This window comes from Delftia sp. JD2 (genome assembly GCF_001682645.1).
GTDB lineage: Bacteria > Pseudomonadota > Gammaproteobacteria > Burkholderiales > Burkholderiaceae_C > Comamonas > Comamonas acidovorans.
In genome coordinates this window covers 38,145-52,682 of sequence record NZ_LFJT01000010.1, presented here as the reverse complement: position 1 = coordinate 52,682, position 14,538 = coordinate 38,145, and the positions used below count along the sequence as shown (strand labels likewise).

Annotated in this window: 11 protein-coding genes and 1 pseudogene; 11 read left to right on the top strand and 1 reads right to left on the bottom strand. The window is 62.5% G+C overall.

The features are described 5' to 3' along the window. Positions 1-268: 268 nt before the first annotated feature. From ACM14_RS32395 to ACM14_RS07895, 10 genes and pseudogenes are all read left to right on the top strand, one after another. A pseudogene (locus tag ACM14_RS32395) lies at positions 269-460 on the top strand (aminopeptidase); the annotation flags it as partial. Positions 461-618: 158 nt separating this feature from the next. Next, positions 619-2,253 (top strand): methyl-accepting chemotaxis protein, encoded by a 1,635-nt coding sequence (locus tag ACM14_RS07935; protein ID WP_065345831.1) that lies wholly within the window; start codon positions 619-621, stop codon positions 2,251-2,253. A 111-nt stretch (positions 2,254-2,364) separates the two neighbouring features. Further along, positions 2,365-4,662 carry an EAL domain-containing protein gene (locus tag ACM14_RS07930; protein ID WP_065345830.1) on the top strand — a complete coding sequence of 766 codons (2,298 nt, stop codon included), beginning with the start codon at positions 2,365-2,367 and terminating at the stop codon, positions 4,660-4,662. 70 nt (positions 4,663-4,732) lie between these two features. After that, complete coding sequence (locus ACM14_RS07925; protein WP_065345829.1) at positions 4,733-5,632, top strand: LysR family transcriptional regulator; 900 nt, start codon at positions 4,733-4,735, stop codon at positions 5,630-5,632. Between the two features lie 108 nt (positions 5,633-5,740). Next, the gene (locus ACM14_RS07920) at positions 5,741-6,724 is read left to right on the top strand and encodes a tripartite tricarboxylate transporter substrate binding protein (protein WP_065345828.1); all 984 of its coding nucleotides are present in this window, start codon (positions 5,741-5,743) and stop codon (positions 6,722-6,724) included. Between the two features lie 9 nt (positions 6,725-6,733). Further along, on the top strand, positions 6,734-7,921 hold the full coding sequence (locus tag ACM14_RS07915) for a CaiB/BaiF CoA-transferase family protein (RefSeq protein WP_013802427.1): 1,188 nt from the start codon (positions 6,734-6,736) through the stop codon (positions 7,919-7,921). Then, on the top strand, positions 7,918-8,682 hold the full coding sequence (locus tag ACM14_RS07910) for an enoyl-CoA hydratase (RefSeq protein WP_065345827.1): 765 nt from the start codon (positions 7,918-7,920) through the stop codon (positions 8,680-8,682). Before ACM14_RS07915 ends, ACM14_RS07910 begins: the two co-directional genes overlap by 4 nt. A 156-nt stretch (positions 8,683-8,838) precedes the next feature. Continuing rightward, positions 8,839-9,666: a lectin gene (locus ACM14_RS07905; RefSeq protein WP_065345826.1), complete on the top strand. Its 828-nt coding sequence runs from the start codon at positions 8,839-8,841 to the stop codon at positions 9,664-9,666. A 9-nt stretch (positions 9,667-9,675) separates the two neighbouring features. Beyond that, complete coding sequence (locus tag ACM14_RS07900; RefSeq protein WP_065345825.1) at positions 9,676-10,518, top strand: YdcF family protein; 843 nt, start codon at positions 9,676-9,678, stop codon at positions 10,516-10,518. Between the two features lie 76 nt (positions 10,519-10,594). Continuing rightward, on the top strand, positions 10,595-11,065 hold the full coding sequence (locus ACM14_RS07895; RefSeq protein ID WP_065345824.1) for a VOC family protein: 471 nt from the start codon (positions 10,595-10,597) through the stop codon (positions 11,063-11,065). A gap of 7 nt (positions 11,066-11,072) precedes the next feature. Here the strand turns inward: ACM14_RS07895 and ACM14_RS07890 are convergent, their stop codons facing one another. Then, positions 11,073-13,052, bottom strand: a complete 1,980-nt coding sequence (locus ACM14_RS07890) for a UvrD-helicase domain-containing protein (RefSeq protein WP_065345823.1) — start codon at positions 13,050-13,052, stop codon at positions 11,073-11,075. A 403-nt stretch (positions 13,053-13,455) separates the two neighbouring features. Between ACM14_RS07890 and bioB the strand changes: the two genes are divergently transcribed. After that, the gene (bioB, locus tag ACM14_RS07885; RefSeq protein WP_065345822.1) at positions 13,456-14,517 is read left to right on the top strand and encodes a biotin synthase BioB; all 1,062 of its coding nucleotides are present in this window, start codon (positions 13,456-13,458) and stop codon (positions 14,515-14,517) included. Positions 14,518-14,538 lie beyond the last annotated feature (21 nt).

The following is a 14,538-nucleotide window of genomic DNA, read 5'->3' as shown; positions in this document are numbered from 1 at the left end:
GATGGGGACTTGAATCCATTGAAAATTATGCGTATTGCGGCAATGTTTGCGCAAAATGCAAAGTCAAGGTGCGAGGAAATGAGGGATTGATTTCATAACACAACGTTACAATCATTGCTTATCCTTCAAACAGCCTTTTGACAAGACGATATCAATAGGCTGTCTTGAAGCATTCGCATATGCACAAGAATAATTGCCGCCTGAAGTTTCCGCCGCAATCATTCTTTACCGACCAAGAAAAATGCAATTGCCGTTGCAGGGCCTGAAAATAAAAATTGGCACTGGCGCCTCGCGGCGCCAGTGCCAATTTTTATTGATCGAGCATCGAGCATCGAGCATCGAGCATCGAGCATCGAGCATCGAGCATCGAGCATCGAGCATCGAGCATCGAGCATCGAGCATCGAGCATCGAGCATCGAGCATCGAGCATCGAGCATCGAGCATCGAGCATCGAGCATCGAGCAATTATAACATCAATATATCATTTTCGAGAATAATCCACGTCTTTTTTAGAAGAGGTGGATTATTCTTTTTCAAGTTCCCGATTTTCTACGGCCGAATAATCCTGGTGTCAGGGTAAATATTTCATCGTTGAAAATTATTCATTCGGCAATCAAGATGTTGAGCTTCAAAAAATCAAAAGTGATCACCAAACTGACCATTGGCTTTCTTGTGGTCTCATGCATTGGTGCATTCATCGGTATCAATGGAATACTGAAGGCAGGAGAAATCAATGATCTCGCAACGCAGATGTACGAGAAGGAACTGCTGGGCCTGTCACAAATATCCGAGGCCAATGTCCAGCTGATCGCGGCGGGCCGAGCCATCAGAAATGCCGTGCTTGCAAACGATGATGAAAGCAGAAACCGGCACACGGACGCCGTGCTGCAAAGGCTGCAACTGCTGAAAGAGGCACTGAACAACAGCAAGAGGCTTTTTGCCGAGGGCGATGGCAAGGAAAAGCTCAAGTCCATTGATGAAACCCTCGTCATCTATGAAAAGGGTCTGCTGCAGACGATTGAAAGAATCAAGTCAGAGCATCTTTCGGAATCCAGGGAATCGATTGATCTGATCAACAGATTCCGGGTGGAGTCCGACAAGATCGACAGCCTGATGACGGAAGTTGTCAATATCAAGAAGAAGAATGCCAGCTGGCTCAATGACGAGACCGACAGAATCTACGAAAAGATCCGGCTGATGCTCACACTCCTGACCATCTCCGGCGTGATTGTGGGGGTGGCCATTGGCGTGATCATCACAATTTCAATCACACGCCAGCTGGGCGGAGAGCCGGCAGATGTGGCGCACATTGCCGAAAACATCTCAAGAGGGGATCTGACCTCCCGGATCGACCTGTCCAGGGCACGCCCTGGCAGTGTGATCACGGCCATGCAGGAAATGCAGGTATCGCTGCAACGCGTCGTGGGCACCGTGCGCAGCAGCAGCGACAGCATTGCCACAGGCGCCACGCAGATTGATGCAGGCAATGCCAACCTGTCGAGCCGAACGGAAGAGCAGGCCAGCAATCTTGAAGAGACTGCCGCATCCATGGAGGAACTGGCCAGCACGGTGAAAAGCAATTCCGATGCGGCGATCACCGCCACCATGCTCGCCCAGTCAGCGCGCGATGCCGCAGCGCACGGCGGGGGCATGGCCCGGCAAATGGTGGACGTGATGAATGAAATAAACACGTCCTCCAAGAAAATCGAGGACATCATCAACGTCATTGATTCAATCGCTTTTCAAACCAATATTCTTGCGTTGAATGCTGCTGTCGAAGCAGCCCGCGCCGGAGAGCAGGGCCGTGGTTTTGCGGTGGTTGCCGCCGAAGTTCGCAGCCTTGCAGTGAAAAGTGCAGAGGCCGCAAAAGAGATCAAGTCTCTTATCGAGGACAGTGTTTCCAAGGTCGGCAATGGCCACCAGCTTGCCCAGGCTGCGGGCAGCAGCATTGAAGATATCGTCACCCAGGTCCAGAAGGTATCCAACATGATCGAAGAGATCAGTGGCGCCACCAGGGAGCAAAGCCAGGGCATCGATCAGATCAATGATGCGATCATCCAGCTGGACCAGGTCACCCAGCAAAATGCCGCTCTGGTGGAGGAGTCGGCAGCGGCGACCGGAAGTCTCAGCCAGCAGGCGCAGGCCCTGGTTTCGGCAGTTTCCATTTTCAAGCTGGACCCCGCGGAAAAGGAGGCCCCTGTCTTGAGGAAAATCCCCTCATCCATGAGACCGCTGAGTCTTTCCGCGTCCTGACGGAAATTCAGACCAGTGCGTCACAGCCAACGGGGAAGCATTTCTCCTGGCAGGCTTGCCTGCCAGGAGAACGGTGCCTGTTCGCTGGTATTTTGACCAGATGAGCGTTGAATGATGCATGCAGAGAGAAGACCTCCAAGCTGGCAGCCCAGGCGCTGGTATGCCTGTATTTTCATCGCATGTTTGGTGATCATTGGCGTTGCGGGCGTTTCTCTGATCTCCAGCTACGAGACATCGCTCCAAGAAGAGAAGTCGAATCTCCTGCATGCGCTGTCTGCCTCTGCCGCTGAAACCAACAAAATCATTCTTGCCACCTCTTTGGCGGTAGAGAGAACAGAACAACTTTTGCTGGCACCGGGCCGCCAAGGCGAAATCACGGCAGACCCTGATGCCAGCACCGATATCCGCAATGCCTTGATCCAGGAGGTGGCGGCGCTGCCCGGCGTCATAAGCATGAGCGTGTTTGATCGACATGGGAAATGGTCCATTTCCTCACGTTTCAGCAAGCTGCCGCTGCCTCCCGCCAACCCCGAGCGCCCCATCTGGAATGCAGCGCTGCAAACAAAGCCTGGCGGCTTCTTCTTGCTGGATTCAAGCAAATCGCCGGTCTTCGATATACCGTCCCTGGTGCTGGGGCGTCCGGTACGTGACTCCAGTGGGGCGCTGACTGGCATTGTGGTGGCCTTCATTGCCGTGGATTCCATTCGCCAGGCATTCGGTTCACTGCTGCTGGATGGCCATCAGGTCATGGTCAGCCTGCCAAACGGCAAAGATCTGGTCAGAATTCCCCCGGAGCATCCGCACATTCTGGACGGGATGGATTCGGGGCTTGCAAAAATGATGGCTGCAGGCGAGGGCATGTTGGACGCTGACGATGGCTTTGGACACCCCTGGATCGTCGCCATGCACCCCTCCAGCCAAGGCGGCATGGATCTCGCCTATGCCACGCTGGCCGCCAAGGCAAAGCTCGCGGCTCCATGGTGGAGGTTTGGAAAAACCATCATGGCATGGGCAGCCATCAGCCTGGCTTCATTTTTATTACTGGCGCAATTGTGGATGCGTGAGCGCAGAAGATCCTATTTCGAGGCGATGGATCTGGTGCAGGTGCATTCACAGCTGAGGCACCATCTTTTCCATGATCCTGCTTCCGAATTGCTTAATTCAACCGGATTTGAGCGACTGCTGAGCAGAACGCGAGCACAGCGGCGTCCTGTTGCCATCCATGTCATCGGTATCGAGCATTTGCAAGTGCTGGCAGATACGCTGGTTCCTGGAATGGACAACCCACTGATCTCGCAACTGGCAAAACAATTGCGCTCCTGTATTGGACAGAATGACGTCGCCGCCCGCCTTGCCATCGAGGAGTTCTGTGTCGCCCAATATGAAGGGGACCCCGATTCCATGGCGAAAACGCTCTCCATCCGACTGGGTGAAAAGCGCTACATGCTGGGTGAGCGCAGCATTTTGCTGTCTGTTTGCGTAGGGACGGCGGTCCGCAAGAACAACGAGGACTGGAATCAGCTGCTGCGCGACGGGCGCGCGGCAATGGAGCGGGCGCGATCCCAGGGACGTGGGCGATTCGTGAAATTCGAGCCTTCCGCCGATGGCCCCATGCAGGAGCAACTGCTGCTGGAGCAGGATTTCCGATCCGCCATCGGAACAAGCCAGTTGTTCATGGCGTACCAGCCGATCTGCCATGTGGCCACGGGAAAAATATCGGGGTTCGAGTCGCTGATGCGCTGGAACAGCCCGGCCAGAGGGTCTGTCCCACCAGGCGTCTTCATTCCCATGGCAGAGCGGCGCGGCCTGCTGCTTCCCATCGACCAAATGGTGGAGCGCTCCCCGCTGCTGGTTGCCAACGGATGGCCGTCCGATATCTCGGTGTCCATCAACTGCCCAGCCTTTGAATTTCTCGATCCAGGCATGGCGGTGCAGTTGAAGGAACATCTGGACCGCGCCGGCCTGAACCCCGAGCGCTGCTACATCGAGGTGACGGAATCGGCCCTGCTTCAAGATGATGAGCAGGTGCTGTCCGTCATGCGGCAAGTCAAGGCACTGGGCGTGAATCTCGCCATCGATGACTTTGGCTCCGGCCATGCCAGTCTTTCCTACCTGCACCGCTTTCCCTTCAACCTGATCAAGATCGATCGCAGCTTCATACAGGCCATGGACAAGGACGCCGGGGCTGCCGCGATTGTCGAGGCCACGCTGGCACTGAGCCGCAGATTGGGCCTTGAAGTCGTCGCGGAAGGCGTGGAAACCACGGAGCAGTTTCTGCACCTGCAGCAGCTCGGGTGCACGTATGTCCAGGGATTCCTGATCGCCCGCCCGATGAACGAGGAGCATGTCCTGCCGTTCCTGGAGAGCTTCAGGCTCAGCGACGTGCTGGAGTGTCCCGCGCACGCCTGAGCACGGTTGCTGCACTGGGGCACAATCGCGCCCTCAGCAGACGCCGCCTGCGCAAGAGGGCCTTGCCGCCATGATGAAGATCGACTCCACCACCGTGCAGCTTGTGCTTGCGATTGCCGAGGAGGGCAGCATTTCACGCGCAGCCGACAGGCTGCAACTGGCGGTGGCAGCGGCCTCGCGGCGGCTCAGTGACCTGGAGCAGCAACTGGGCGCCAAGCTGTTCAAGCGGCAGCCCCATGGAGTGCGCGCCACCGAGCCTGGCCTCAAGCTGCTGGCCCATATCCGCCAGATAGGCAACCTGGTGGAGCGGCTGGAAGCCGACGCCCAGGCGCTGGGCCGCGGGCGCGACGGCCGCATCATCATCGGCGCCCCCAAATCCGCCATCCTGCAGTTCCTGGCCGCCGACATCGCCGTCACCCAGCGGCGCTATCCCCAGATCACGCTGCAGGTGATGGAGGAGAACAGCCGCATCGTCCAGCAACTGCTGCGCGACAAGGTCATCGACATCGGCATCTTCGAGAAGACCAGCGGCTTCGTGGATCTGCCACGCTCCGACTACCGCAAGGACAGCCTGGTACTGGTCTACAGCCGCAGGCGTTTCAGCTTTGCCGTCGAGCCTGTGATGCTGGACCAGTTGCTGGACTGCCCCATCGTCAGCCTGGGCCGGGGCTCGGCCATCCTGGCCGCTTTGCGACGCGCCCACCGCAGCCGGGGCAGGGTGTTTCGCAACGATTTCGCCGTCAGCGGCTTCGACACCATGCTGGCCCTGGTGCGCGAAGGATTGGGCGTGGGGCTGATGCCACCCGGCGTGCTGCGCAGCTTCCACCCTGAGCCCGACCTGGGTTGGGCCACCCTGGAAGGCGATTGGCACGAGCGCAGCTACGTGCTGTCCTTCATCGAAGGCCAGGCCCAGGAACAGGCGCTGCGCAACGTCGTCGCCGCCCTGCTGCAGGGCGAACGCGCGATCTGACCCTTCTGGTTTCGCAGATTGCGAAACCAGGCATGCGGCACACAGGCTTGCCGCGATATCGGCGCCCGGCGACAGTGACTGCACAACAACGATGTGCAGGAGACAGACATGAAACGCCGCGACTTCATCGCGGCCAGCGCCACCGCGCTGGCCGCACCCTGGGCAGGGGCCGCGCCCCCGGCCTCCGAACTGCCCAAGGGGTCCGTCAAGATCCTGGTGGGCTGGGCACCGGGCGGCGGCACCGACGTGTTCGCGCGTATCGTGGGCCAGAAGCTGTCCGAGGTCTGGGGCCGGCCCGTGATCGTGGAGAACAAGCCCGGCGCCACGGGCTCGCTGGCGGCCGAATACTTTGCCAAGACCCGCTTCACAGAAGGCATCAACCTGCTGATGGCCCATGTGAACACGCACGCCATCTCGCCGCAGATCTTCAGATCCATCACCTATGACCCGCTCAAGGACTACGCGCCCATCGCCCTGATCGGCGCAACGCCCCACATCCTGGTGACCAGCAGCAGGAACGGCCATGCCTCGGTGCAGGAAGTGGTGGAGCTGTGCAGCAAAAGCCCCGGCAAGGTCAGCTTCGGCTCTTCTGGCACAGGTTCGGTGCAGCACCTTGCGGCCGAGATGTTCAACATGGCGGCAGGTGTCAAGAGCATCCACGTTCCCTACAAAGGGTCCGGCCCCATGCAGACCGACCTGATCGGAGGACAGATCGACTTCAGCTTCGACACCATGACAGCCGCCACTGCCCAGGTCCGCGCAGGAAAAATGCTGGGCATCGCCCAGACCCGCGTGAATCGTGCCAAGGGATTCCCGGCCATGCCCACCATGGACGAGCAGGGCTTCAAGGGCTTTGACGCATCGAGCTGGTACGGCGTCGTCGGCCCGCGCGATATGTCCAGGGAACTGGCCCAGCGCATCAATGCCGACATCAACCGCGTGCTGGCCATGCCCGACGTGGTCAGCCGCTTCGACGGATACGGCGTGGAGGACGGAGGCGGCTCCGTGGACAAGTTCGCGGCCTTCATGGCTGCCGAATACAAGAAGTGGGGCGACGTGGTGCGCGCTGCAAAAATTACCGAAGAAAGCTGAGGACCCGGCATGAGCAATCCCCAATCCAACCCGCTGCAACTGCCCCTGCAAGGCATCCGCGTGCTCGACGTCAGCCAGGTCATGGCCGGCCCATTTGCCTGCATGCTGCTGGCCGACCTCGGCGCCGATGTCATCAAGGTCGAGCCTCCGGGCACCGGCGACCAGACGCGGGGCGCCATGGGCTTCAAGATGAAGGGCCCGGACAGCATGGGCTTTCTGAACATGAACCGCAACAAGCGGTCGCTGACGCTGGACCTCAAGAGCGAGGAGGGGCGTGAGGCCTTCTACCAACTGGCCACGACAGCCGATGTCATCGTCGAGAACTACCGGCCAGGCGTGGTCCAGCGCCTGAAGATCGACTACGAAAGCATTCGCCGCATCAATCCGCGCATCGTCTATGTCAGCATCTCGGGCTTCGGCCAGAGCGGCCCCTGGGCCCAGCGGCCGGGGTTCGACCTCATGGCCCAGGCCATGTCGGGCGTGATGAGCGTCACCGGCTACAAGGGAGAGAAACCCGTCAAGGCCGGCGTGCCCGTAGCCGACATCGGTTGCGCACTGTTCGCCACCTACGGACTGCTGGCCGCCTACATCGGCGCGCAGAAGACAGGGCAGGGCCAGCACATAGACGCCTCGCTGTTCGACTCGGCCATGGCTTTCTCGATCTGGGACATGTCCGAATACTGGGGCACCGGCGTGCCGCCCGCGCCGCTGGGCACCAGCAACAAGATGAGCGCCCCCTACCAGGCCGTGAAGGCGCGCGACGGCTATTTCGTCATGGGCGCCACCAACCAGAAGCTCTGGGCCAGGCTGTGCGCGCTGATCGAACGCGCGGACCTGGTCGAACATCCGGACTACGCCACCGTGGCGCTGCGCCTCAAGCACCGGGAGGCATTGATAGAGGCACTAGAAGCGGAATTTGTCCACCACGACAGCGCCGACTGGGTGGACCGCATGCTGGAGGCAGGCATTCCCGCAGGCCCGCTGCTCACCTATCCGCAGGCCTTCGAGGGTGAACACGGCCAGCACCGCGGCATGTGCATGGAGATCGACCATCCCATCGAAGGCAAGGTCAAGAACATCGGCTTTCCCGTCAAGATGCTCGGCACGCCCCAGCAGGTGCGCCGCCATCCGCCGCTGCTGGGCGAGCACAACGCAGAAATCATGGCCGAACTCCAGGCACTGAAGGCCGCCGCATGAGCACGGCCCTGCATGAATCCGTGGCGCTGACCGTTCACGCCGGGGGCGCGGCCGAGATCCTCATCGACCGCCCCGAACGCCACAACGCCATGACACTGCCCATGTACGAGGCACTGCTCACGGCCCTGGAGCGCTGCCAGGCCGACCCGGCCATCCACTGCGTGATGCTGCGCGGTGCGGGCGGCAAATCCTTCATCTCGGGCACGGACATCGCCTACTTCAAGGACTTCCATGACGGCCAGCAAGGCATTGCCTATGAAGCCTTCGTGGAGCGCGTGATCGACGCCGTGGAGCGCATCGCCGTGCCCACCATCGCCGTCATCGACGGCTGGGCCGTCGGCGGCGGCCTGGCCCTGGCCACTGCATGCGACTTTCGCATCTGCAGCACAGGCTCGCGCTTCGGTGCGCCGATTGCCAAGACGCTGTCCAACACGCTGTCGTCACGCAACATCGCGCGCCTGGTGGCCAGCCTGGGCGTGCCACGCGTCAAGCGCATGCTGCTGCTGGCCGACTACCTGTCAGCCGGGCAGGCCGAGGCCTGCGGGTTCGTGCATGCGGTGGTGCCGGCAGATCAATTGCAAGCCCAGGCACAGGTGCTGGCCGAGCAGCTCATGGCCTTGTCGGCAACCACCCAATCAGCGGTCAAGGAAAGCCTGAGGCGCATCGTGGTGGAGCAGCGGCTGGATGATGAGGATCTGGTTTCTGCGGTTTATGGGAGTGGGGAGTTTCGCGCTGGGGTGGCGGGATTCAACAGGCAATGATTTGAGCCAGCCTTGCCAGAATCTGGCGCAATCCTACAAATTGCTTGGCTAAACTCCACAGCCTGGAAAGAGGCGGTGGCTGCATTCTTGGCCTGAAAGAAAAGGCCGGTTGCTGCGCGTAGCCGCCCCTCAGATCAACGCAGCCCGAGAAATCCCATGCAAATCAAGAAATGCATTTCCGTCCTGCTGGCCAGCAGCTTCATCCTGCCGGTTCTGCCTGCGCATGCAGGCGAAGAGACGGTGCAGCTCATGTCCAATGGCCGCTACCAGACCTACAGCCTGCCCGACGATGCGCAGCAGGTGCAACTGGTCGAGACTTTGGCTGGCAACTGCAGCTACAACCAGAACTGGGGCTATGACCTGGGCCGCCGGGAGATGTGGGTCAAGGGCGGTTGCGGCGGGCGTTTCCGCATCCTGACCGGCCTGCCCCAGGGCGCGCAGGGCCAGGAAGGCGGGAGCGACAACACGGGCGCATGGATCGCCGGTGCCGCCGTGGCAGCCATTGCCGGCGCCGCCATTTTGGCGAACAAGCGCGACAAGGACCGCGAACGTGACCGCGACGACCAGTGGAACGATGACCGCTATCCGGGCCAGCAGCCCGGCTATCCCTCGTGGGGCGGACGGGAGGTGCGGGGCCAGAACGGGCTGTGCCTGGATATATCCGGGGGGCTTCGCCCAGGCAATGGGCTCATCGTCTACCACTGCAGCGGCGGTGAGAACCAGCGCTTCACGTTGACGCGTGATGGCGAGATGCGCGTGGGCGACCTGTGCCTGGACGTGGCCGATGGCAACACCCGCAATGGTGCGCGGGTGATTGCCTGGCAATGCCGCAACCAGCCCAACCAGAAATGGGACTGGAGCCGTGGCCAGATCCGCAGCCGCTTTGCCAACAAGTGCCTGGACATCGAAGGCGGCAATGCCCGGCCGGGCCAGCCCGTGATCGTGTGGTCCTGCGCCGGCGGCCCGAACCAGCGCTGGAACTGAGGACGCTTGTTGCACAAGCTCTCTGCCGCGCCCGGGCCAGTGCCCGGACGCAACGCCGTCGCGGGCTTCCGGCGGCTGGGGCCCTTGCAGTGGCTGGGCCTGATCACTGGCGCCGTACTGCTGGGCGATGCCGTGGTGCTGATGGCGCGCGGCATGTTCAATCTGGGCGTGACGCTGCCAGCGGTGCTGGGACTGCTGTTCATGGCCTGCAGCTTCTGGCGCTCGGCCATTGCGCGCAGGCTGCGCGCCAGTGCATGGCTGCGGCGCGCCTGGTGGCTGGGCTGGGCGGCGTTGGCGATGTGGCTGGTCAGCCTGCTGGTGTTCTGGGCGCACCTGCTGTCCGCCTCGTCCGGGTTGCCACCGGACCAGCCGGTGCAGGCCATCGTGGTGCTGGGCAGTGCCACGCGTGACGGCCAGCCGTCGCTCACGCTGGCCCAGCGGCTGGACCGCGCTGCCGAGCTGGCCGCCCGCCAGCCCAAGGCGCTGGTGCTCACCAGCGGCGGGGTGGACTTTGGGGAAAGCGAGAGCGAGGGCGCCATCATGGCGCGCTATCTGCAGCAGCGCCACGGCCTGCCGCCCGAGCGCCTGCTGATGGAGGAGCGCAGCACCAGCACGGCGCTGAACCTGGCCTGGAGCCTGCCCCTGCTGCAGGCGCGCGGGGTGGAGCCGCAGGCGGCAATCGCCATCGTCACCAGCGACTTCCACACTCTGCGCGCCGGCTGGATAGCCGAGCGCAGCGGCTACGGCCAGGCCTTCACCGTGGGTGCGCCCACGCCCGTGACGATCCGCGCCAACGCCTGGCTGCGCGAGTACTTTGCGGTGATCAGCGGATGGGTGCTGGGGGAGTTCTGAGCCGCTGTGCGATGGGCTGCGGCCTTGCGGATTGGCTCCACAATGTGATTCTTCATAAATCAACAGGAGTGAGACAGTGGCAAGCGAACAGCGTCCTTTCCGGGTTCTGGGCATACAGCAGGTGGCCATTGGCGGCACCGACAAGCAGCGCATGAAGCGCCTGTGGGTGGACATGCTGGGCCTGACCCAGACCGGCACATTCCAGAGCGAGCGCGAGAACGTGGACGAAGACATCCTGGCCATGGGCCAGGGCGCGCACAAGGTCGAGGTGGACATCATGCAGCCGCTGAACATCGACAGGAAGCCCGCCGTCCACACCACGCCGCTGAACCATATCGGCCTGTGGATCGACGACCTGCCGCTGGCCGTGCAGTGGCTGACGGAGCAGGGCGTGCGCTTTGCGCCCGGCGGCATCCGCAAGGGCGCGGCCGGCTACGACATCTGCTTTCTTCACCCCAAGAGCAATGACGAGTTTCCGATCGCTGGCGAGGGCGTGCTGATCGAGCTGGTACAGGCGCCGGCCGAGGTGATCGCCGCCCTGGGCTGAGACGCCTTCAGGCGAAAGGCTGGACGCGCCGCTCGGCATGCTCCAGCAGCCACAGCCTTTTTCGGGCGCGCGTCATGGCCACGTACAGGCGGTTGCGCTCCAGAAAGGCCAGCGCGTGCAGGGCCGAGGCCGGAAAGCGGCCAGGCTCCATGAAGGGCAGGGCGACATGCTCGTATTCCTTGCCTTTGGCTTCCTCGATGGTGCTCAGATGAAAGTCGAAGCCGCGCTCGGCCCGCACGGTTCGTTCGAAGCGCGTAGCCATGGCGGCCACCTGGGCCAGCATGTCGGGCACGGCCATGCCCGCCACCGAATCCATGAAGGCCTTCACGCGCTGACGCATGGCCGCCGCCTGGGCCTGCGACAGGGCCACGCCCGCAAAAAGGCCCCAGACATCGGCCTGCTCCAGCAGGCTGCGTGCGTCTGACTGAAGCGCCAGGGGCAGTTGCAAGAAGCTGCCAAAGGCCTGGAAGTTGCGTTGCCCGCCCTGCAGGCTGGACTGGTTGCCCAGAAATCGCCAGATGATCTGCGGGTTGTGCAGCATCTCGCCCGCCATGCGCTGGGCCAGCGTATGGCGGCTTGACGGATCGGCCATGTCGGCACCATCCACGCTGCCCTTGCCGTAGAAAAGCGCACCTTCCACAAAGGCCGCCAGGATCCCGCTGCCCAGCACGCTGACCTCGGCCTTCCATGACAGCGCCTGCATGCCATGTGCATAGCAAAGGCCCAGCAGCAGGGCAATCTCGCGCTGCAGGTAAAAGCGCTTGAAGCCGTAGAAGCTGGCGGACTTGCCGGCGCGGTGGATGGCCCATTCCAGCGCGCAGGCATCTTGCTCATGGCGCAGGATCACGGTCAGCGAGGGATTGCGCGCGCCGGGCGACGGTGGCTCACCCGGCGCCGCCGTTGTCGTGCCGCGCGCCAGACCGGCCTGGATCTGCAGCAGCTGGTCAATGCACTGGCTGTCATCGGTGTGCTGCAGTTGCTGCACGGTGCTGAAGCGCGTGGGCGCCGCAGTCAGGCCAACGTTGAACAGCGCATTGACCGCCTTGGCGATCTGCGGGCCAAAGCGCCGCGACTGGGTCAGCGCCAGCGTGGCCGTGGCCTGGGGCAGGAAGTCATCGAGCTGGTGGAGCTTGTCGCGGAACACGGACCAGGCCTGCGCCTCGATGTGCTGGTTGAAGTCGCCTGCGCCCAGAAAGGCGCAGCCGCTGGTTCCGACCAGGGCGCGCAGCAGCTGCAGCGAGGCCGGGTCCAGGTCATGCATCTCGTCGAACACCACCAGGTCGTAGCGCGGCAGGTCCAGCGCCTGGCCCTGCAGGGCGTCGCTGGCCAGTGCATGGCTGCAGTCGCCTTCGGCGTAGTACAGCGGGTCGCCGCAGTGGTCGATGCGGCGGCGCTCGTACTCGAAGAACAGACCGGCCATGCGGTAGTCGAGCAAATACTCCTCGCAGAAACTCGCCAGTCCCATGCCTTCCTCGGCCAGGCGCTGCGGCAGCAACGACTTCTTGGCGCTGAGGTTGAAGTCCCAGAAGGCGTCCAGATCCAGGTCGCCGGGCTGCTCGAACAAAGGGTCGGGCTGCCATGCCAGCCGCTCGCACAGGGCGGCATGTGCCTCGTGCACACGGGCCTGCAGTGCCACGCGGTCGGCCAGAAAGCGGGCAGCAGGGTCGCGGCGGCGGATCTGCTGGGCCGCCCAGCGCTCCACCGTGGTGATCTGTACCTGGGGCGGCACTTCGCGCACCAGTTGCTTGAGCCGGTGATGAAAGGCCGCCACGCCGGAGCGCGAATAGGCCAGCACCAGGATGCGCTGGGCATGGCCGCCGCGGCAGGCCTGAACCACCTTGCAGGCCAGCGTGGTCGTCTTGCCTACGCCTGCCAGCGCCGCCACGATGGCCGAACGTCCCTCATGCGCCAGGATGGCTTGCTGCTCGCGCGACAGCAGCAGCGGTTGGCCGTGATCGGTGGGAAATTCCAGGGAGCGCAGGGACATCGGAGCGAATCGGGGGAAAGTGGTGGAAAGCGGGTGGAAGCACGGGCCGTGGCAATGAAAACCGCCGTGGCGACGACGGCGGGCACCCATTGTGGTCGTTTTGGAGAGGCATCTGGCAGGTATTGGGAATCAAGGCCGGCGCCCGCTTGCACATCTTTTTCGGCCTGCATCGGACAATTGAGCGATGTTGGCCGCCAATGGCTGCGCGCTTGCAGCATGAAGCATGCAGGCAGAAAAACTTCTGCCAAAACGCAGCGAACATCGCTCAAAAATAAGCGAAGTTCGCTCTTTTTGCGGGCCATGAAAATGGGGCAACTATTTTTGCCAAGGAGCCGGCTTTTTCATTCCCAAGGCTTTTTTTGCTCATCAGAATGAAAAAAGCAGACCCACAGAGGAGTTTTTGATGACCGCCTGCAGCACCACCCCGACGACTTCCGCTACCTCCGCACAACCTGCGGCCGGCAGCCCATTGCAATGGCATGCACGCCCCTCCAAAAGCGACACGCTGCCGTTTGAAGGCGCCTGGAGCGTGCAGGCCATCCAGGAACTGCTGGACAAGCCCTTCATGGACCTGATGTTCCAGGCCCAGAGCGTGCACCGTGAGCACTGGCCTGCGGGCGACATCGAGCTGGCCACGCTGCTGTCGGTCAAGACGGGCGGATGCCCAGAGAACTGCGGCTACTGCCCGCAGGCGGCAGAGTTCGATACCGGCGTCAAGGCGGAAAAGCTCATGAGCGTGGACGAAGTCACGCGGGCCGCCCAGGCCGCCAAGGACGCGGGCGCCACGCGCTTTTGCATGGGCGCAGCCTGGCGCGCGCCCAAGGACCGCGACATCGAGAAGATGAACGAGCTGATCGGCGCCGTGAAGGGTCTGGGCATGCAGACCTGCGCCACGCTGGGCATGCTCCAGCCGCACCAGGCGCAGTCGCTGCGCGAAGCGGGCCTGGACTACTACAACCACAACCTGGACACCGCGCCCGAGTACTACCAGGACGTGGTCAGCACGCGCCAGTACCAGGATCGCCTGGACACGCTCAAGGCCGTGCGCGGCGCGGGCATCAGCGTGTGCTGCGGCGGCATCATCGGCATGGGCGAGGCGCCTGTGCACCGCGCGGGCCTGATCGCCCAGCTGGCCAATCTCAACCCCCATCCCGAATCCGTGCCCATCAACAGCCTGGTGCGCGTGCCCGGCACGCCGCTGGCGGACAGCGAGCCAGTCGGTCCGCTGGACTTCGTGCGCGTGATCGCGGTGGCGCGCATCACCATGCCCAAGGCGCGCGTGCGCCTGTCGGCAGGCCGGCAGCAGCTGGGCGACGCCGTGCAGGCCCTGTGCTTCATGGCCGGCGCCAATTCCATCTTCTACGGGGACAAGCTGCTGGTCACCGGCAACCCCGATGTGGAAGCCGACACCACGCTGCTGCGCAAGCTGGGCCTGAGCGGCACGCGGACCTCGGTACAGGAGTGAGCTTTTTGAGCTTTTGAGCTC